The organism is [Micrococcus luteus] ATCC 49442 (genome assembly GCF_010367585.1).
Lineage (GTDB): Bacteria > Actinomycetota > Actinomycetes > Actinomycetales > Micrococcaceae > Arthrobacter > Arthrobacter luteus_A.
Genome location: NZ_JAAAXP010000001.1, coordinates 2,792,622 through 2,811,682, shown reverse-complemented (window position 1 = coordinate 2,811,682; position 19,061 = coordinate 2,792,622). Strand labels below are relative to the sequence as shown.

Here is a 19,061-nt window from a genome sequence, read left to right as displayed (position 1 = left end):
GGCAAACCTTCTCCGGCGCTCTGCACACACGTCCTGCTTATTCGCGTTGGGGTGGTGGGGGTGGTTTGAAGTAGTGGTTTTGTTGGGGTTTTTGGGTGGGGTCGATGTGGCGTGGGGGTGTGAACCAGGGGGTGCCGTTGGTGGTGTGGATGGTCCATTGTTCTTTGTGGATGAGGTGGTGGTGGTGTGAGCAGAGGAGGACGCCGTTGGTGGTGCTGGTGGGGCCGTTGTGTGACCAGTAGGTGATGTGGTGGGCTTCGCACCAGGGTGCGGGGATGGTGCAGTTGGGGAAGGTGCAGCCTTGGTCGCGGGCGGTGAGGGCGAGGCGTTGGGCGGGGGTGAAGAGGCGGGTTTTGCGGCCGAGGTCCAGGATTTCGCCGTGGGTGCCCAGGAGGGCGGGGATGATGTCGGCGTCGCAGGCGAGTTTGCGGATGGTGGCGGCCGCGACGGGGCCGGTGAAGATGAAACTGCCCGTGCCTGTGTCTCTGCTGCCGGTTTCCGGGGCTGGGAGGTGGGGGAGGAGGTCCTGGTAGTTGATGGTCGCGATGATTTGGGGGCGGTTCCCGCCTGCGGTGGGGAGTTTGTTGGTGGTGAGGGCTGCTTTGAAGGCGGTGATGATGCCGTCGAGTTGTTTCTGGGGCCGGGTGCGCCGGTCCAGGTCCACGCTATTGTCCTGCCACACGCCGGTGTCCTGCCGCCCGCCCTGCCTTGTCCCGTCGGGGTTTCCCATGCTGGTGGTGGGGTGGGTGCGGGGGTTGGTGGCGGCGTTCATGATGGTGGCGAAGTGTTCGTATTGGTCGGTGGTGGCGAAGATTTCGAGGTGGTGCAGGCCGTGGCGGGGTTTGCGGATGAACGCGCCTTGGGTGTGGCGGAGGGCTTCTTCGGTGGGTTCGGTGCCGTCGGCGTCGAGGGTGTCGGCCCAGCGGCGGGCGAGGCGGGCGAGGAAGTCGGGGTCGGTGGTCGCGGCGGCGCGGGTCAGGTCGTGTTCGATCCGGTCCAGGGTTTCGGCGGTGGTGTGGTGTGTGAGGCGGTCCAGGGTGGCGTTGATGATGGTCCCGGCCTGGGAGGACATCACGGGTCCGGCGCAGGGCTGGGACTGCCCGGGGGTGCCGGGTTCGGTGCCGGCGTCTGTCGTGCCGCTGGTGGCGGTGAGGGCTGCGGCGAGGTGTTCGCGGGCCGGTGGCAGGGTGTCGCCGGTGAGGGTGGTTTCGGGGAGGATGGCGTGGGCGAGGTGGAGGCGGCGTTTGGCTTCGCCGCCACCGATCCGCAGCCGTAGACGGAGGAATTCGGCGGTGTTTTTGCAGCCGTCGTCTGCCGGTGATCCGGACGCAGGAGCAGGAGTGCCTGTGCCGGCGGGCCAGGCTGCGTCGGTTTCGGTGACGGTTTCGATGCCGGTGCTGTCCCAGCCGGTGGTCCAGGACCTGACCGCCCGGGTGGCAGCGGCGTCGGCGATGGCTTGGGTGCGGGTGCGGTCCACGGCCCCGGCGGAGAGGATCTGGAGGTATTCCACGGTGCGGGAGAGTTCTTCGGTGAGGCCGGCGTAATCGGCGGCCTCCAGATAGGAGGCCATGGCCAGGTGGGCCGGGGCCGCGGCGGCAGCGGCGCGGACGACGCCGATCGCCGCCGCCAGACTCGCCGGCGCAGCCACGGCAGAAACGCTGCCGTTCCCCGCGAGCTGCTCCGTCAAAGCCTCCATGGGAATACTCTGCCGTGAGGCACTGACATTATTGCCGGGGCCGGGGATTTCGCCTCGGGAACACTCGTCAGTTGCGGAGGCGGCGCGCAATTGCACAGCGGAACGGCTGCCGTTCCCCGTGAGCTGCTCCGTCAAAGCCTCCATGGGAATACTCTGCCGTGAGGCACTGACATTATTGCCGGCGTCGGGCACTCCGCCTCGGGAACACTCGTCAGCTGTGGAGGCGGCGCGCAATTGCACAGCGGAACGGCTGCCGTTCCCCGTGAGCTGCTCCGTCAAAGCCTCCATGGGAATACTCTGCCGTGAGGCACTGACATTTAGGCCGGCAACGGGAATTCTGCCTTCGTCCGCCCGGCAATGGCAGAAGCCCGGCGGACCAGCACGGGCGAATCGCCGCGGTGCACTGCAGGCCGCTACTTCAAGCCTTCAAATAGCGACGTATTCTAAGGGCGCCTGACGGCAGCGCCCGGATCAATCGTAGTACTGGCTTCCGGCCGGGTCGCCAGGGTGGTCACCGAGCGCAAGGCGCCCCGACCAGCGGTCACCTCGGGCATCATATTTTCCGCACTTCGTGCAGTGTTTCCGGAGGGGTGCCATCAGGGTTGGACTCCGCGAGCCAGTGATGCCCAAGTTAATCTTGCAAAGCAGGCCATTGAGCATAATGTGCTCTCTAACAGAGCCCCGTGCAGGACGCCGGGCGGGTCCGCTGCGAGGAAATTACACTCTAGCGACGCTCATTCCCGGACCCCGGACCCCGGAGGTCAGAGTCATGGGGAACTGAAGTGCTGGTGATCCGCCCTAATTCAAGCCCCGCTGGCGCTCGTTAGTAGTTACGCGGGAATGGTCGCAATCATCGACGACATCAGCTCCGACATCTTGATGTTTGTCACCACGATGTTGAGGACAAAGACACCGATCAGCACCCAGATGGGCACGAGCCCCCGTCCGCGGGCCACCTGCGACACGATCACCGAGCGGCCGATGACATACACGCCGCTGCTGAGGAAGCTCCAGGCCCAATGGAACGGCCGGACAACACCGGCGCGTTTGAGCCGCTCGGAGTCGAAGTAGGCAAGCAGCACGGAAACTGCGTATACCAGGAAGCCCGAAACGACCAGCATGAAGTACGCGGGAGTGAAGATCGACAACGGGTCCAGGGTGGGGGTCTGCTGCCGCCCGACGGTAATAAACCGGAGTTCCGGATTCCAGAGAAGCAAGAGGGTCGACGACAGCAGCGGGAGGAGAGTAATGGCCCAGATCAGCGGATTGTAGACCGGAGCATCACGGCTAATATGGGGCCGCTGGATGGCCGCTGGCGCATATAGGTTCGCTGCATATGGCCCCGCCGTATTAGGTCCGGCGTACATGCCTTGCTGAAGCGTGCTGAATTGGTCGGTCCATCCGGAGCCGTCCCACCAGCGCACCCGGCCGGTCCCGGCGGGGTCGGGGTACCAGCCCGGAGGCGGGGTGGGGCTGGTGCCTGCAGTGCTCATCTGTATTCCCCCCATTAGCCACGGGCTAAGTAACCTGCGGTTGATTGCCATCGCCTAGGACGCCGCTGGCCGCCGCGTCCCCCAAGGATCGCGACGGCCAGCAAGGTCAATCAGTTTTAGCACAGTTCCCGCACGGCTACATGTCACGCGGCAACCGGGCCGTCACGTCCTCGCAGGGAAGGAGTGGCTATTCCCGCCTGGGGTCGACGTTCGTGGCCGCTCCGGCGGGCGTTGCGCCGCCCTCGTCGGACCAGTCCTGGCCCTGGGAGTCGTTCAGCGCGGGGTCGGATTCAACATCCGAGGTCCCAAGGTTCACCGTTTCCGGGTGGGTGCTGTGGGCGGGAATGTGGTCCCCGGCGGAACCAGCGGTTCCGGCCGCCGCGGCGGAGGCGCCGATGTCGGACGTTTTTGCCTTGCCATTACCGGTTGCGGTGTCGTGGTGCATGGCTGAGCCGATCACGGTGCTTGCCCGGCGGGCTGCCTCACCCAACTGGTCAGCCACGTCCGGAGCTTTTTCCTTGATGGCGTCCGTTGCGGCATGGACCTTGTCCTGGACAGGCTTGCTGTCCCAGACGGTGACCGCTCTTGCCTTGAGTTTGTCATATGCTGCCCGGCCGGACCGCGAGCCCAGGACATAGCCTGCCGCGATCCCGATACCCAAAAGAAGTTTAGATTTCATGATGAACTCCTGCTCGTTGAGAAGGGTGCCAGTCCCCGGTTTATTGGCCGGAGAAAGAAAACCGGCCCGGGGATGGGGGTCCCAGGGCCGGTTTCACGTCGGTGAAGAAATTAGCCGCGGACGCTGCGCTTCGTGACCATGCCGTAGATCAGCAGCACGATGATCGAGCCGGCAATCGCGAGCAGCCACGTCTGCAGCGAGAAGAACTCCTGCAGCGGAGCGTTGAAAAGCAGTCCGCCGAGCCAGCCGCCGAGGAATGCTCCAACAACGCCGAGAATAAGGGTGATGATCCATCCGCCACCCTGCTTGCCCGGAAGGATCGCCTTAGCAATCGCGCCGGCAATAAGGCCAAGAATCAAAAAAGCAAAGAAGCCCATTTTTGTCGTCCTTCTTCCTACATAAAGGAGGTACCCGGATCCCGGGACGCTTCATCCTTCTGCCTCAATAGTAATCATGCTTAGTTTCGTTTAGCCAGTCTGATACCCCGTAAAACGAGTGTTTGGGGCCCGTTAATGACCGGTTGTGTCTGAATCGTTACCCGCTCCGAGACCCTCGTCCAGAATGGCAAGTTCCGCGAGATCCTGCCGATCCAGAGCGAAATCAAAGATGTCCAGATTCTCGCGCATCCGCTCCGGATCGCCTGATTTCGGAATAACTACAAGTCCCTGCTCAATATGCCACCGCAACACCAGTTGAGCAGGCGTTTTGTCGTACTTTTCGCCAAGCTGGACAAGGATCGGAGCCTTCAGCAAACTGGCTCCGGACCCGCCTAGCGGGCTATATGACTCCGTCACGATTCCGTGCCGGGCATGAAATTCGCGTTCAGCCACCCGGGTGATCGCCGGACTCAGTTGAATCTGGTTTACGGCCGGCACAACGTCAGTCTCAGCCAGCAACCGTTCCAGGTGGGCAGGCTTGAAATTGGAGACACCGATGGACCGTACTTTGCCCTCTGCCTGCAATCGCTCGAACGTTTTCCAGGTCGAAATAAATTCGTCGCGTTGGGGGAGCGGCCAGTGGATCAGCAGGAGATCCACGTAGTCCAGCCGCATACGCTTCAGCGACCCTTCCAGGCCCGCTACGGCGCGGTCCTGACCCTGGAACTGCCCGTCCAGTTTGGTGGTGACAAACAGCTCGGCCCGGTCCACCCCGCTGGCCCGCATGCCATTGCCAACACCCTCCTCGTTCCCGTATTTCACGGCGGTATCGATGTGCCGGTACCCGGCTTCAACAGCGCTGACGACGGCGGCAGCCACCTGATCGTCATCCAGCGGCCAGGTGCCAAGTCCCAGCTGCGGGATGCTGTGGCCGTCATTGAGCTTGACTAGCGGTGAAAGTGTCATTTCACCAGTCTGCCCCTCATAACGCCGCCGCGTCTTCCGATTCCCCCGGTTCCCACCGAAGCAAGTCTCCGGGCTGACAGGCCAGGACCTCGCACAGTGCCTCCAATGTTGTGAAGCGCACCGCCTTGGCCCGGCCATTTTTGAGGACTGCCAGGTTGGCCGGCGTGATGCCGATCCGGTCAGCAAGCTCACCCACGGGCATCTTTCGCCGGGCGAGCATAACGTCGATGTCCACCACGATGGGCATCAGATCACCTCGCCGAGCTCGGCGCGCAGATGGTTCGCTTCGGCGTCGCGCGCCACTGCCTGGGCGAGAAGCGTCCTGAGCACCAGGACAATCAGCGCCACCCCCGCAATCAGGAGGGACGCCCCGCAGATCAGCAGCACGATACCGGGGGCCGCGTCGCCGGGTGCCAGCATCACGGCCAGCGCGAACACGAGCACTGACGCGGCGGCGACTGCGCCGAAAATGATGTCAACGTAGCGGAAAGCCGCGTGGGAGAACACGGTCCCGCGCCGCACCATGGTCAGGAGGCGCCAGACGCACACCAGGGTGACTTGGACGGTGGCGATGCCCAGGACCACAATCACCAGTGCAAGAATTCGGTTGCCTGCGTCAGTGCCGGCTTCTTCCAGGTCAACGGAGATCAGTGGCACCATCCTGACCTGGACAAACAGCGAGCCGGCGAGTGCCAGCGCCAGGACGGCGCGCAGGGCGAGGGTGAGCAGCTTTCCCATTTGGGTCTCCTTGATATCGAATAACAATGCAAGCCTATCGATATTCGACAAGTGAGGCAATCTGGACGAACTCACGGCGGCCCAACCGACGGGACAGCGGAAGCCGTGGTGCCTGCCGCTCTGGAGGAGGACAATTCAAGGACTAACGGTCCGTCGGAATGGTCAAGGAATCAGGCCGCATCGTGGGCGAATCCAGTGCTAACGAGAACACAGTCGAGCGGCTCATTGCGTGCATCAACGAGCGCCATATCGAGGTCATGGATGAGCTGTTCCATGACGATGCGGTGATGCACTGGCCGCAGTCCGGGGAAGTGGTGCGCGGGGCCGAAAACCGGAGGGGTATCTATAACGCCTTCCCCCAACTGCCCACCATCACGCCACGCCGGCTGCTTAGCGCCGGGAACCTCGTGGTGGCCGAGGCCCTGCTGGACTACAACGGGCCGCAGTACGAAAGGGTGTTCATCTTCGAATTCCGGGACGGCAAGATCGCCAAGGAAACGGCTTACTGGAGCGAAGCCTTCGAGGCACCGGCCTGGCGGGCGCAGTGGGTTGAAAGGACCTGACCCGGACGTCGCCTTGGAAACTATCCCTCCTTGATCTTCAGCGACGTGAGAACATGCAGGACTTACCGTCCTTGCCGGCCGCACTGCTCGTGATGCCGTAGGACGCGGTGACACGGCCGGCTTCCTGCAGTGCCCGGAAGGCAAAACGGGGCGTTATGACGTCAGCCGCGGACGGGTTGTGAGGCAAAGCGAGTTCTACTGAATCCAGGACCGTGTAGGGGACCGGTCCCTGGCACATGCCGCCGATGCCGCCGGACGGGCCATAGTGCAGTCCACTGAGCGGGGTACTCGAAAGAGATCTTCCCTGCGGCGCTGACAAACGTCCGCCACTCTGCAGGGGCAGTAGCGGGTGGGGTCGGGACCGGGACTGAAGCGCCCACAGACGGCGTTACACCCGGTACGGCTGTTGATGTCTGCGTTGGGGCCGCGGTTGGCGCCACCACGGAGGGGCTGGAGCCGGCGGGAGCGGGGGGGGCCGTGGTGACAGAACCCAGATTCGTGGCGACCAGCAAGCCGGCGGTGACCGCGACTGCTGCAAGGGTCAGGATGCCGCCAAGTCTGGCACTTCGGCGCCGTTGCCTGTCCACGAAGGAAGAGGAAACTTCACGCGGCAGGCTGTCGCTGAACATCTGCGGTTCGGTGAGCATCCGCCGCAGGGCTGCTTCTCCGTCCTGGGCGGACGAATCGTTGGGCATGGGGTCCGCAGCCGAGATCATATTCTTGATCGGATCCATTTCAGGCACCCATTTTCTGTGTCATCGTTTCAGCACTGCTCGACATTTGCTTCCGGAAAGCGGCCCGGGCACGGCGCAGCCGGACCTTTGCTGCACCCTCACTGCAGTCCAGCGCCCCGGCCTTGCCGATCAGATTTCTGGCCACTGTCAGGATCCACGCAATATCTGTCCGGGTTTCCTTGTCCCACTTCTGCCACACCACGCGGAAGACATCCGCGGCGAGCTCCTCCGCCAATTCTGCTGATTCCACCCGCCGTCGCGCAAAGCTGTAAAACCCGCGGATAACTGTCCTTGTGAATGGCGATAAACGCCAGTTCGCGCTCCGAAAGCACGCATCCCCCAAATATCATGTGTCCGAACTGCTGGGCCGCGCCTCAGTCAGCCGCCCGGCCTGCCCACCTGATCAGCCGGTCGCTCAGGGCCATGAACTCCTGGTCCACCACCTGCAGCTCCGGATGGCTGTCGTACCAGTTGACGATCTCCCGGGTTCCGTCCGCGAACGGAATGGTGGCCGCATAGCCGGGCACCAGGGCTTTGATCTTGGAGTTGTCAAACACCACGGAATGGGCGCGGTCGCCAAGGAGGCCGGGCCCAAGGTGGGGGCTGTATCCGGCGCCCTGTGCGGCTATGGTTTCCGAGGCCACGTGGACCAGTTCGGGCTCCGTAACCCCGGCTGCCCTGGCAAACAATCGGTAGATCCGGTCCCAGGGCAGATACTCGTCCGAGGTGATGGTGTAGCTCTCGCCCACTGCCTGCGGCCGGCCGAGCAGCCCCACAAACGCCTTGGCGAAGTCCCGGGCGTGCGTCAGCGTCCACAGTGATGTGCCGTCGCCGTGCACCATGACCGGCTGCCCGGTGCGCATCCGGTGGATGTCTGTCCAGCCGCCCAACAGGCCCACCCTGGTGCGGTCGTACGTATGGGACGGGCGCACCACGGTCACTGGAAAATCATCCGACCGGTAGGCCTCGAACAACACGCCCTCGCAGGCGATCTTGTCCCGCGAATACTGCCAGAACGGGTTCTTCAGCGGCGTGGATTCGAGGATCGGCAGCTTTGCGGGCGGCTTCTGATACGCCGACGCCGTGCTGATGAACACGTACTGTTCGGTTGTGCCGTGGAAGAGGGCGATGTTTTCCCGCGCCTGCTCCGGAGTGAAGGTGAGGAAGTCCGCGACGGCGTCGAACGTCCGTCCCGTAAGTACGCCCCCCACCGCCTCGGCGTCGCGGATGTCCGCGTGCAGGACCTCAGCGCCGTCCGGCACCGGTTTGCCGGACTGCCCGCGGTTCAGGATGGTCACGCGGTGGCCGAGGACGACGGCGCGTTCAGCCGCCGCTGCGCTGATCACCCCGGTGCCGCCAAGGAAGAGGAGACTCCGTGGTGCCACAGTGTCGGCTTCAAGCCCTAATACGCTCACCACGCGTAGTCCTCCGGTGCCGGACGGTGCCCGGGGAAAATGTCGTCGAGGCGGGCGAGGGCGGCGGCGTCGAGGCTGACATCCAGGGCCCGGATGGCGGCCTCGAGCTGCTCCTGCGTCCGCGGTCCGACAATCGGTGCAGTGACTGCAGGCTGGTGCAGCAGCCACGCCAGTGCGGTGTCGCCGGGTTCGTGACCCAGTTCGTCCGCAAAGTCCTCGAACTGCTGGATCTGCTCCCGGTGTTTCTGAAGCGTCTCCACGGCCCTGCCCTGCGTGCGCCGGACTCCCTCGCGTTCCTTCTTCAGCACGCCGCCCAGAAGCCCGCCCTGCAGCGGGGACCAGGGTAGGAGGCCCAGGCCGTACTGCTGTGCGGCGGGGATAACCTCGAGTTCCACTTCGCGCCGGAACAGGTTGTAGATGGATTGCTCGCTGACCAATCCGTTGTAATTCCGGCGTCGGGCGGCTTCCTGCGCCTGCACGATGTGCCAGCCTGCGAAGTTGCTGCTCCCCGAATACAGGATCTTGCCCTGCTGCACCGCAACGTCAATGGCCTGCCAGATCTCGTCCCACGGAGTGTCCCTGTCGATGTGGTGGAACTGGTACACGTCGATGTAGTCCGTCTGCAGGCGTTTCAGGCTGGCGTCGAGGGCGCGGCGGATGTTCAGCGCGGACAGCTTCGACTCGTTGGGCCGGTCCGTCATGGTGCCGTACAACTTGGTGGCCAGCACGGTCCGTTCCCGGCGCTCGCCGCCCTGCGCGAACCAGCGGCCGATGATCTCCTCGGTCCACCCGCGGTGTCCGCTCCCGCCGTAGACGTTGGCGGTGTCGAAGAAGTTGATGCCGGCGTCCAGCGCGGAGTCCATGATGGCGTGCGCGTCCGCCTCGTTGGTATGCGGGCCGAAGTTCATGGTGCCCAGGCACAGCCGGGATACCTTGAGGCCGGAGCGGCCAAGATGGGTGTACTGCACGGGGCTCCTCGGGCTGGGGGCGGGCCTGCCTGGTGTCAGGCGGGCCCGCCGCGAACGGGTCTAGAGCTGCGAGAAAGCGGCGACGGCGGGATCGGAACCGATGCGCGCACCCCGCTCGAGGGCGGTGATCGAGGCGAGTTCGTCGTCGGAAAGTCCCAACGATGTCGCTGCGAAGTTCTCGCGCATGCGTGCAGAGTCAGCAGACTTGGGGATGACGATGGTTCCGGCGGCCAGATGCCAGGCAAGGACAACCTGCGCGGTGGTGGCGTGGTGGGCCTGCGCGACGGCGGTGACGGCGTTTCCGTTCAGGTCGCCTCCCTGGCCCAGCGGGCTGTACGCCTCCACGGCGATGCCAAGCGCACGGCTTTTCGCGGCCAGTTCGGCCTGCTGGTAGCTGGGGTGCAGCTCGATCTGGTTCACCGCGGGAACCACATCGGATGCTTCGAGCAGCGTGTCCAGATGCTCGGACAGGAAGTTGGAGACGCCGATCGCGCGGAGCTGCTCGCCGGCGTACAGGTGCTCCATCTCCTTCCAGGCTTGGACAAAGAGCCCCTGCGAGGGGACCGGCCAGTGGATGAGGTACAGGTCAAGGAAATCAAGCTTCAGGGCCGTGAGGCTGTCCTGGAATGCATCCCGGGCCCGGCCCTGGTCGCCGTTGCGGAGCTTGGTGGTGATAAAGAGTTCCTCGCGGGGGAGTCCGGATGCTGCGATGGCTGCTCCCACGCCTGCCTCGTTCCGGTACGCGGCCGCGGTATCGATGTGGCGGTAGCCGGCCTCCAGCGCGTCCTCGACAATCCGCTGCGTATCTTCCGGCGGGACCTGGAAAACACCAAAGCCGAGCTGGGGGATGGAGACGCCGTTGTTCAGCGAGATGTCAGTCATAGGGACTCCTTTGTTACTGCAACGGGTAGTTCCCGGCGCGATCTGCGGCGGCGGAAACCGTTTTCTGGCAAGCTGCTTGTATGAGCCTATGCATTTTCCGCGCGCGACAGCAATGTTGCGGCCAGTGAACAGACACGGATGGCCGCGCCTTTGCGGCGCGGCCATCCGTGAAAACCGTCATTGTCGGGGACTAGGAGCCTGAGCTTTCGTGCCGGAAACCCAGCTTGACCCGCACCTGCCAGTCCGCGATCTTGCCGTCTTCGAGATGGCCGCGGATTTCCTTCACTTCGAACCAGTCAAGGTTGCGCAGGGTCTTACTGGCTTCGGCGATGCCGTTGCGGACTGCGGCGTCGACGCCCTCTTCAGACGTGCCGACAATTTCAGTAATGCTGTACGTGTGATTGGACAACTTCGCTCCTCGTGATCGCCGTCGATTCCCGGTTGCGGGCCGTCCTTGAACACTAGTGGCGAATTCCGGGCGTGGCCAGAGCCGGCGGAGCTACGGCGTTCCGAGCACCAGGGTTTTGAGGTCGTCCAGGGTCTGCTGCATATGGGAATCCATGGCTTCCCTGGCCTTGGCCGGATTGCGCGACTCCAGGGCCTCGGCAATGTTCTGATGGTGGCCGATCGCGTGCTCCTGGATGGTGGGCACGGCAGATGTTTCCGCGCGGCGCTTTTCCAGGACGCGGTGCAGCGGCTCGAAGAGGACGGCCACAAAAACATTCTCCGAAGCCCGCAGGATCAGGTCGTGGAAGGCGAGATCGGCCTCGACAAACGCTGCCAGGTCATTGACTTCATGGGCTGTACGCATCGCGCCCACATAGCCGAACAGGCCCTGGATGTCGGCGTCGCTGATCCGGGTGGCGGCGAGTTCACACGCACCCGTCTCCAGCATGCGGCGGAGCTCGATCAGTTGCACTGAGGCCGAGGCTTCGTTCTGTCCCTCCGAGGCGGCGCGCAGCACGGCTTCGAGCGAGGCCCAGCGGTTCAGTGGATTCACAAAAGTGCCGCGGCCGCGTTCCACACTCAGGATCCGCTGCGCCTCCAGGGTTTTCATGGCCTCGCGCACGGTCATCCGGCTTACCTCGTGCTTGGCACTCAGCTCCAGCTCGCCGGGCACGCTGGAACCCGGCGGAAAGTCCCCGGCGATGATGCGGTCCAGCAGTTCATCGGCAACAACGCCGACCAATGATTTCCGAGCCATATTTCCCCCTGCGCCCTCGCTAAATATGTCTGACAAGTCTACTTGCGCGTTCGTATGTCCTGTGCCACACTATTTGAAATGTTAGATGTCAGACATCTTACAGATACCTCAACACTTATAGATTTCTCACAACGGAGTGCACAGTGACGCTTGAAGCAGACCTCCTGGCCGCTTTCCCTGCCGAAGTCCGGATTCCCGCCCGTCTTGTGGCCGACGCCGTCGCCGCCTCCAGTGCGGAGGCTCCCCGCATGCTGGTAGTGCTCGACGACGACCCAACCGGCACGCAGTCCGTGGCAGATCTGCCCGTGCTCACCCGCTGGGAAGTCGAGGACTTCGCGTGGGCCTTCGGCCAGTCCAAGCCGGCCGTCTACGTGCTGACCAACACCCGAAGCCTGGACCCCGCCGAAGCTGCCGCCCGCAACGAGGAAGTGGTCCGCAACGCGCTCGCCGCCGCCGGTTCCGTTGACAGCACAACTTCCGGCCTCCGCCTTGGCTTCGTGAGCCGCAGCGACTCCACCCTCCGCGGCCACTACCCGCTCGAACCTGATGTCATCGCCGCCACCGTGGCCGAGGTCAGCGGCGAAGCGACCGACGGTGTTGTGATGGTTCCGGCATTCCCCGACGCCGGCCGGGTGACCATCGGCGGGGTGCACTACACCCGCGGAACCGGTGACGACGCAGGCAAGCTCACGCCTGCCGCGGAGACCGAATTCGCTAAGGACGCCAGCTTTGGCTACGCCAACTCCGAGCTGGCCAAGTACGTCGAAGAGAAGTCCAAAGGCCGCTTCGCCGCCGAGTCCGTGATCGTCCTGGACCTGAACATCATCCGCGCCTCCACTGATCCGCAGATCACCGCCAAGGCCATCGCCGACGCCATCGAACCGGCCACGGACTCCACACCGATCGTGGCCGACATCGTCACCGAAAACGACCTCCGCGCCCTCTCCCTGGGCCTCGAAGAAGCCGAACGCCGCGGCAAGAAGCTCCTCTACCGCGTAGGCCCGCCGTTCGGACGCGCCCGGATCGGCCAGGAGATCCGGGCCGAACTCAGCGGCGCCGAGGCCTACGCCGGCAACACACCCTCCGAGGCAGGCGGCCTCATTGTGGTCGGCTCGCACGTTGGTGTCACCACCCGCCAGCTCAAGGCCCTGACCGAGCAGCACAGCGCGGCTCGGATTGTGGAGATCGACGTCGAGAAACTGCTTGCTGCCGAAACCGAAACAGCCGCGGACGCCTACCTGAACCAGACGGTGGAAAACGTTGTGGAGGCCCTCCGCGGCGGAGACGTCATCGTCCACACCAGCCGCCTGCTCATCAGGACAGACGACGCCGCCGAAAGCCTGCGGATCGCGCGCACGGTGTCCGCCGCCGTCGTCGCCGTCGTGAACCGGACCCTGAAGACCTTCCCGCCGCGGTTCGTCATCGCCAAGGGCGGCATCACGTCCTCGGACGTTGCCGCCCACGGCCTGGAAATCCGCCACGCCATTGTCCGCGGCCCCATGCTGCCGGGCATCGTCTCGCTCTGGGAGCCGGTGGACGGCCCCGCCAAGGGCATCCCGTACATCGTCTTCGCCGGCAACGTGGGCGACGACCAGTCGCTCGCCGACGTCACCCGCAAGCTCAGCAACACTTTCTAGCCAGCGCAGCATTCAAAGGAGAACCTCATGACCAGCAACTACACCGTCACCGTCCTGGGCCTTGGCGCTATGGGCCTGCCCATGGCCACCCGCCTCGCGTCCCAGCTGACCGTCCACGGCTTCGATATCGCCGAACCGCGCCTGAAGCTCGCCGAAGAAGCCGGCATCGCCACCTTCGCCACGGCCCGCGAAGCGGCCAAGGGCGCCGACGCCCTCCTGCTCGCCGTCCGCAACGGCGAACAGCTCAACGACGTCCTCTTCGGCGAGAACGGCGTGGCCTCCGTGCTTGAGCCGGGCGCCGTTGTGATCCTCGGCAGCACCGTGGGCACCGAAGCCATCCCCGCCACAGTGGCCAAGCTTGCCGAATTCGGCGTGGAACTCGTGGACGCCCCGCTGTCCGGAGGCCCCAAGCGCGCCGGCGAAGGTGACCTGCTGATCGTCGTCGGAGCCAGCCCCGAAGCCCGCGAAAAGGCAAACCCGGCGCTGGAGCTCCTGGCCTCCACCCTGACAGTGGTGGGCGACAAGCCCGGCGACGGCCAGGCCCTCAAGACCGTCAACCAGCTCCTCTGCGGCGTCCACATCGCCGCCGCGGCCGAGGCCATGGCCCTCGCCGACGCGCTCGGCCTGGACCAGGCCAAGACCCTCGCTGCCCTCGAAGCCGGTGCCGCAGGTTCGTTTATGCTTTCCAACCGCGGCCCGCGCATCCTCGAGGCCTACACCGAGGAGGGTGCAGAGGTCCTGTCGCGCCTGGACATCTTCGTGAAGGACATGGGCATCGTGGGCAAGGCCACCCGCGCCGCCGGTCTGGCAGCCCCCGTTGCCGCCGCCGCCGAACAGCTCTACCTCCTCGGCCAGGCCCAGGGCCTCGCCGCGGCGGACGATTCCGCCGTCATCAAGGTTGTCGCCCCCACCAAGCGCACCGCCTAAGCGCACCGCCCAAAGCAGCCCGCCTCAAGCACCCCCAAGAACGTACGACGACGGCGTTCCCCCGTTCCGCCGTCGTCGTACCTCCCGCAATTCCCGCAGTCCCAAAGCACTGTTCCCAAGCAGAAATATTTAGCGCCCGTCAGCCCGTCTTCTGGAAGACTGGCTTGTCAAAGGAGACACCCGCAATGAACCCCCTGATGAACTCGCTGATGGTGCGGGCCGCCGACGCCCCAGCCATCAAACCCGCAGTGGAGCTGGGTACTCCGCTGCTGCTCACCATCGCGGCCCTCGGAATCGCCGTCCTGCTGGTGATGATCATCCGCTTCAAGATCCAGGCCTTTGTGGCGCTTCTGACGGTGAGCATTGCCGTGGCCGTGGCGTCCCAGATCCCGCTGAAGGACGTCTTCACCGTCGTCGCCACCGGCGTGGGCGGGACCATGGGCAAGGTCGCGCTGCTGATCGCGCTCGGCGCTGTCCTGGGCCGGATGATCGAGGTTTCCGGCGGCGTCCAGTCGCTGGCCGCCCACTTCACGGAGAAGCTCGGCGCCAAGCGCGTCGCGGTGGCCCTCACCGCCGTCGGTTTCCTGGTGGCCATCCCCGTGTTCTTCGAGGTGGGCGTTATTGTGCTCGTCCCGATCGTCTACGCCTTCGCGAAGATCGCCAACGTGCACCCGGTGAAGTTCGGCCTGCCCATGGCCGGCATTATGCTCTCCATCCACGTCGCCGTTCCGCCGCACCCGGGCATTGTGGCCGGCGCGGGTGTGTTCGGCGCCGACATCGGCCTCATCACCCTGATCTCCCTGCTGATCTGTGTCCCGCTCGGTTTCCTCTCCTACTGGGTGGCCAGCATCATGAACCGCAAGGAATACGAACTCCTCCCCGGCGTCAAGGCCCAGGTGGACGAATACGGTTCCGATTCCCTGGTCAAGGTTGGCCACGTGGGCCCCGGCGCCGCAGGCATCGCCCCGCCGCGTCCGGCCCTGATCATCTTCCTCATCGCCGCACCCATCGTGCAGATCCTCATCGGCACCCTGGGCACGCTCACCATCCCCAAGGACAACTCCTGGTACGGCCTGGCTGCGTTCATCGGCAACCCGTTCTTCGCGCTCCTGGTGGCCGTGGCACTGTCCTTCTTCCTGCTGGCCGTCCGCCGCAACTGGTCGCTCAAGGAAACCGGCGAGATCTTCGAAGGCGCGCTGCCTCCCATCGCCTCCATCCTGATGGTGGTGGCCGCCGGTGGTGTGTTCGGTGAGGTCCTGCGCACCTCCGGCATCGGCGCAGCCCTGTCCCAGACCCTGGACCACCTGGGCCTGCCCGTCATTGTGCTCGGCTTCGTCATCTCCCTGGCACTGCGCGCCGCCCAGGGCTCGGCCACCGTCGCCATCGTCACCACCACCGGCCTGCTGACCTCCGCCGTGATGGAAGGCGGCTACTCGCCTGCACAGATCGCCGTGATCGTGATCGCCATCGGCTTCGGCTCACTGGGCCTGTCCCACGTGACCGACGCCGGCTTCTGGACCGTGGTGCGCTACTACGGCCTCACCGTCTCGGACGGCCTCAAGACTTGGACCGTCCTCACCACCGTGTTGGGCGTGGCGGGCTTCCTCCTGACCTACGTCGCCTGGATCCTGGTGGGAGGCCTGAGCGTCTGATGCGCACCCGACTCGACCACCTGGTCACCACAGCCCTGCAGCAGGGTTCGGCTGTTCCCGCCTTCACCTGCTACGACTTCACCACCGCCCTGGCAGTCGTGGGCGCCGCCGAGGAAGCCGGCCGGGGCGTCATCCTGCTGGTGGCCCCCAAAACGGCCGCCACATCCAATGGCCTGCGGCTGATTGCCGCGCTCCGCGGCCTGGCAGATGCCGCGTCCGTTCCGGTGGCCGTCCAGCTGGACCACGCCTCGGACCTGAAAGTGATGGTCGACGCCGTCGCCGCGGGGGCGGATTCCGTCCTCGCCGACGGTTCCTCCTTGCCGTTTGAGGACAACATTGCGCTGGTCCGCCAGGCGCGTGCGTTGCTGGGTGCCGACGTCGTACTTGAAGCGGAACTCGGCGGGCTGGCCGGCGACGAGGACCGGGCCTTCAGTGCGGACTCCGACGGCGTGGCCGTTGCGGGCCTGACTGATTCCGCCCAGGTGGAAGAGTTCGTGGCCCGGACGGGCGCCGAACTGCTGGCTGTCGCCGTGGGCAACGTGCACGGCAAATACAAGGGCGAGCCGCAGCTGCGCTGGGACGTGCTCCAGGACATCGCCGTCCGGACGCACATCCCGCTGGTGCTCCACGGCGCGTCCGGCATTCCGGCGGACGAGCTGGTGAAGGCCGCCGCCATGAACGTGGGCAAGGTGAACTTCAATACCGAGCTTCGCACCGGCGTCCTGTCCACGCTCCAGGAGCAGTTGCCGGCGCACCGGACCGATGGGGAAAATCTCCAGGGATTGCTGGGCCACTGGAACACGTCAGCCAGGGAATTCGCCGGGGCGGCGCTGGGGATGCTGACGCGCTGAGTGCCGGCTCCTCCCACGGAGCCAGCGCAGGGGCGGGAGGCTAGGATCAGCACATGATCCTGGCCTCCCTCCTTTTTGCCTTCCTCGCCGCGGCGCTGCACGTCTACATCTTCACCATGGAGTCCTTCACCTGGACCCGGCCAGCCACCTGGAAACGGTTCGGCCTTGCGTCCCAGGCCGATGCCGAGACCACCAAGCCCCTCGCCTACAACCAGGGCTTCTACAACCTGTTCCTGGCCATCGGCGCGTTTATCGGGGCCGGCCTCGTGGCGGCAGGGGCCAGCGGTTCGCCCCTGCACGTGGCGGGATGGACCTTGATCTTCAGCTGCTGCGGCTCCATGCTGCTGGCAGCCGCGGTGCTCGCGCTGAGCGGGCGGAAGTACCTCCGCCCTGCGGTCCTGCAAGGTACAACGCCGTTGCTCGCCGTCGTACTGGGCGTACTGGCGGTGACGGCGGGCTGAGCCGGGCCGCGAATTTCTGGCCGACTCAGGGCCCGGGGCGGACAATTGAGTCAACAACATCATCCGCCGTTTGTAGGGGCCGCGCATGAGTGATGTGAGGGAGTCCGCGCCGGAAGATACGCCGGCCAGGGAGCGTGACCTGGTCATCGACCTTGTCCGGTTTATCTGCCTGGCACTGGTGGTGGTCAGCCATTGCATGATGGTCAGCCCTGTCCTGCACCCCGACGGTACCGTAACCTCGGCGAACACGCTGGGGGACCAGCCCTGGTTTGAGCCGGTTATCTGGATTTTTATGGTGATGCCGCTGTTTTTCGTCACCGGCGGCACCACCGGCCTGCAATCCTGGCGGCGGCTCACTGCGGACGGCGGCACCGGCTTCGAGTTTGCCCAGGCCCGGCTGCTGAGGCTGGTCCGGCCGGCGGCCGCGCTCCTCGCGGCCATGTTCCTGGGGCTGTGGGCTGCCCTCCTCACGGGTGTGGACCCGCAGGTGATTCAGCTGCTGGCCACCGGCGCAGGTATGCCGCTGTGGTTCCTCGCCGCGTACCTGTCTGCCCAGCTGAACATCCCGCTGCTGGCCCGCTTCCATCACCGCGCACCCTGGCTGACCTTCACCGCCCTGGCCGCCCTGGTGGTTGCCGTCGACTGCTTCCGCGGGGCCCTGCCGCTGCTCGCCTACGCCAACCTGGTGTTCCTCTGGTGCGCCGTCCAACAGGTGGGCTTCCTCGTAGCAGACGGCCACTTCGCGAGGCTCACGCGCTCCGGCCTGCTGGGACTGATCATCGCAGCCAACCTCCTGCTCGGAGTGGTCACCGGCCTCGGGCTCTATTCCGGAAACATGCTGGTGAACCTTAACCCGCCCAACCTGACCCTGCTCCTCCTGGGCATATCGCAGGCAGCCGCGCTCCAGCTTTTCCGGCCGGAGCTGGGCTGGGTTGCCGGCCTGCGCTGGGTCCGGGCGATGGTGATGGTGGCCGGGCGGCGTTCCATGACCGTGTACCTGTGGCACCTGCCGCTGCTCGCCGCCATGTCCGGGCTCCTGCTCCTCACCGACTTCCCCAAGCCTGCGGCCGGAACCGCGGCATGGTGGTGGGCGCGGCCACTGGTTCTTCTGGGGGTGATCGCCCTGCTCCTGCCCGTGCTGGCCGCGTTCGGGCGCCTTGAGGAACGTCCGACGGCGTCTGTCCACACCCGCGGCAGGCCCGCCGCTGCGGTGGTGACGGCCGCCGTCGTCGTCTTCATCCCGGTGGCGGACGCCGCCTTCAACGGACTGACGCTGGGACTGCTCGGAGGCGGCGCGGCCTGCTTTGCGCTGGCCGTCCTGCTGCTGGGCAGAATGCCCGAGCGGGTCACCGCCAACCCGTCCCCTAAGCGTCAGGGAGGGGTAGGCGGGCCATTGCCAGCGGGGCCGAGTAGTGCCAATGTCGAACCATGACTGAGAACATGGTTTCCACAGAGGATAAGTTCAGCCCCGATGTTTCGCTGGCCCGGAATGATGAGAAGCACGTCTACGAGCTGAAGGTGGGCGGGAAGATCGCCGTCCAGTCCTTTTTTGATGACCGGCCCGGGCACGTGGATTTCAGCCACACCGAGACCGCCGAGGAATTCAAGGGCCAGGGGCTGGGAAAGGTCCTTGCCCACTTCGCCCTGGACGACGTTGTGGCATCAGGGAAACGGATCATTCCGCACTGCCCGTTCATCGCCGGCTACCTCCGCCAGCACGAAGGCTACGAGCAGCACATCGACTGGCCCGAGGACTAGATCACGCTGCTGAGACCATCCCTGCGCGGGGCATTCTGCACCTGATTCCCCGTGCGGGCC

21 protein-coding genes are annotated in these 19,061 nt (G+C 65.2%); 8 read left to right on the top strand and 13 right to left on the bottom strand.

From position 1 onward, the window contains the following. Positions 1-37: 37 nt before the first annotated feature. The 7 genes from GUV69_RS12800 to GUV69_RS12770 form a co-directional block, all read right to left on the bottom strand. Positions 38-1,696 (bottom strand): HNH endonuclease signature motif containing protein, encoded by a 1,659-nt coding sequence (locus GUV69_RS12800; RefSeq protein WP_280113746.1) that lies wholly within the window; start codon positions 1,694-1,696, stop codon positions 38-40. A gap of 830 nt (positions 1,697-2,526) precedes the next feature. After that, positions 2,527-3,189, bottom strand: a complete 663-nt coding sequence (locus GUV69_RS12795; protein ID WP_164202893.1) for a DUF2510 domain-containing protein — start codon at positions 3,187-3,189, stop codon at positions 2,527-2,529. 187 nt (positions 3,190-3,376) lie between these two features. After that, positions 3,377-3,868, bottom strand: a complete 492-nt coding sequence (locus GUV69_RS12790; RefSeq protein WP_164202891.1) for a YtxH domain-containing protein — start codon at positions 3,866-3,868, stop codon at positions 3,377-3,379. A gap of 110 nt (positions 3,869-3,978) precedes the next feature. Further along, positions 3,979-4,245, bottom strand: coding sequence for a GlsB/YeaQ/YmgE family stress response membrane protein (locus GUV69_RS12785; protein WP_164202889.1), 267 nt, complete (start codon positions 4,243-4,245; stop codon positions 3,979-3,981). A gap of 132 nt (positions 4,246-4,377) precedes the next feature. Continuing rightward, a complete protein-coding gene (locus GUV69_RS12780; RefSeq protein ID WP_164202887.1) occupies positions 4,378-5,211 on the bottom strand; it encodes an aldo/keto reductase in 834 nt (277 codons plus the stop codon). A gap of 16 nt (positions 5,212-5,227) precedes the next feature. Next, positions 5,228-5,458 (bottom strand): helix-turn-helix domain-containing protein, encoded by a 231-nt coding sequence (locus GUV69_RS12775; RefSeq protein ID WP_164202884.1) that lies wholly within the window; start codon positions 5,456-5,458, stop codon positions 5,228-5,230. Further along, complete coding sequence (locus tag GUV69_RS12770) at positions 5,458-5,949, bottom strand: DUF2975 domain-containing protein (protein WP_164202882.1); 492 nt, start codon at positions 5,947-5,949, stop codon at positions 5,458-5,460. The genes GUV69_RS12775 and GUV69_RS12770 overlap by 1 nt, the downstream gene beginning before the upstream one ends. Positions 5,950-6,107: 158 nt before the next feature. Between GUV69_RS12770 and GUV69_RS12765 the strand changes: the two genes are divergently transcribed. Beyond that, entirely contained in the window at positions 6,108-6,512 is a 405-nt protein-coding gene (locus GUV69_RS12765; protein WP_244292713.1) for a nuclear transport factor 2 family protein, read from the top strand. A 735-nt stretch (positions 6,513-7,247) separates the two neighbouring features. Here GUV69_RS12765 and GUV69_RS12760 read toward each other — a convergent pair. The 6 genes from GUV69_RS12760 to GUV69_RS12735 all read right to left on the bottom strand — a co-directional run bounded on the left by GUV69_RS12760 (position 7,248) and on the right by GUV69_RS12735 (position 11,715). Further along, entirely contained in the window at positions 7,248-7,496 is a 249-nt protein-coding gene (locus GUV69_RS12760) for an RNA polymerase sigma factor (RefSeq protein ID WP_244292712.1), read from the bottom strand. A gap of 124 nt (positions 7,497-7,620) precedes the next feature. After that, positions 7,621-8,661: an NAD-dependent epimerase/dehydratase family protein gene (locus GUV69_RS12755; RefSeq protein WP_164202880.1), complete on the bottom strand. Its 1,041-nt coding sequence runs from the start codon at positions 8,659-8,661 to the stop codon at positions 7,621-7,623. Continuing rightward, entirely contained in the window at positions 8,658-9,629 is a 972-nt protein-coding gene (locus tag GUV69_RS12750) for an aldo/keto reductase (protein ID WP_164202877.1), read from the bottom strand. The genes GUV69_RS12755 and GUV69_RS12750 overlap by 4 nt, the downstream gene beginning before the upstream one ends. Positions 9,630-9,689: 60 nt before the next feature. Continuing rightward, positions 9,690-10,511 carry an aldo/keto reductase gene (locus GUV69_RS12745; RefSeq protein WP_164202875.1) on the bottom strand — a complete coding sequence of 274 codons (822 nt, stop codon included), beginning with the start codon at positions 10,509-10,511 and terminating at the stop codon, positions 9,690-9,692. Between the two features lie 190 nt (positions 10,512-10,701). Then, positions 10,702-10,920, bottom strand: coding sequence for a dodecin (locus tag GUV69_RS12740; protein WP_164202873.1), 219 nt, complete (start codon positions 10,918-10,920; stop codon positions 10,702-10,704). 90 nt (positions 10,921-11,010) lie between these two features. Next, on the bottom strand, positions 11,011-11,715 hold the full coding sequence (locus GUV69_RS12735; protein ID WP_164202871.1) for a FadR/GntR family transcriptional regulator: 705 nt from the start codon (positions 11,713-11,715) through the stop codon (positions 11,011-11,013). A gap of 143 nt (positions 11,716-11,858) precedes the next feature. Here GUV69_RS12735 and GUV69_RS12730 point away from each other — a divergent pair, with 143 nt between their 5' ends. The 7 genes from GUV69_RS12730 to GUV69_RS12700 all read left to right on the top strand — a co-directional run bounded on the left by GUV69_RS12730 (position 11,859) and on the right by GUV69_RS12700 (position 19,001). Continuing rightward, on the top strand, positions 11,859-13,352 hold the full coding sequence (locus GUV69_RS12730) for a four-carbon acid sugar kinase family protein (protein WP_164202870.1): 1,494 nt from the start codon (positions 11,859-11,861) through the stop codon (positions 13,350-13,352). Positions 13,353-13,379: 27 nt separating this feature from the next. Further along, positions 13,380-14,279 (top strand): NAD(P)-dependent oxidoreductase, encoded by a 900-nt coding sequence (locus tag GUV69_RS12725; RefSeq protein WP_164202868.1) that lies wholly within the window; start codon positions 13,380-13,382, stop codon positions 14,277-14,279. 185 nt (positions 14,280-14,464) lie between these two features. Further along, positions 14,465-15,931: a GntP family transporter gene (locus tag GUV69_RS12720; RefSeq protein ID WP_164202866.1), complete on the top strand. Its 1,467-nt coding sequence runs from the start codon at positions 14,465-14,467 to the stop codon at positions 15,929-15,931. Next, on the top strand, positions 15,931-16,782 hold the full coding sequence (locus tag GUV69_RS12715; RefSeq protein ID WP_164202864.1) for a class II fructose-bisphosphate aldolase: 852 nt from the start codon (positions 15,931-15,933) through the stop codon (positions 16,780-16,782). The genes GUV69_RS12720 and GUV69_RS12715 overlap by 1 nt, the downstream gene beginning before the upstream one ends. A 53-nt stretch (positions 16,783-16,835) precedes the next feature. Then, positions 16,836-17,243, top strand: a complete 408-nt coding sequence (locus GUV69_RS12710; RefSeq protein ID WP_164202862.1) for a DUF1304 domain-containing protein — start codon at positions 16,836-16,838, stop codon at positions 17,241-17,243. 85 nt (positions 17,244-17,328) lie between these two features. Continuing rightward, positions 17,329-18,675: an acyltransferase family protein gene (locus GUV69_RS12705; protein ID WP_164202860.1), complete on the top strand. Its 1,347-nt coding sequence runs from the start codon at positions 17,329-17,331 to the stop codon at positions 18,673-18,675. Then, complete coding sequence (locus GUV69_RS12700) at positions 18,672-19,001, top strand: GNAT family N-acetyltransferase (RefSeq protein ID WP_164202858.1); 330 nt, start codon at positions 18,672-18,674, stop codon at positions 18,999-19,001. Before GUV69_RS12705 ends, GUV69_RS12700 begins: the two co-directional genes overlap by 4 nt. Positions 19,002-19,061 lie beyond the last annotated feature (60 nt).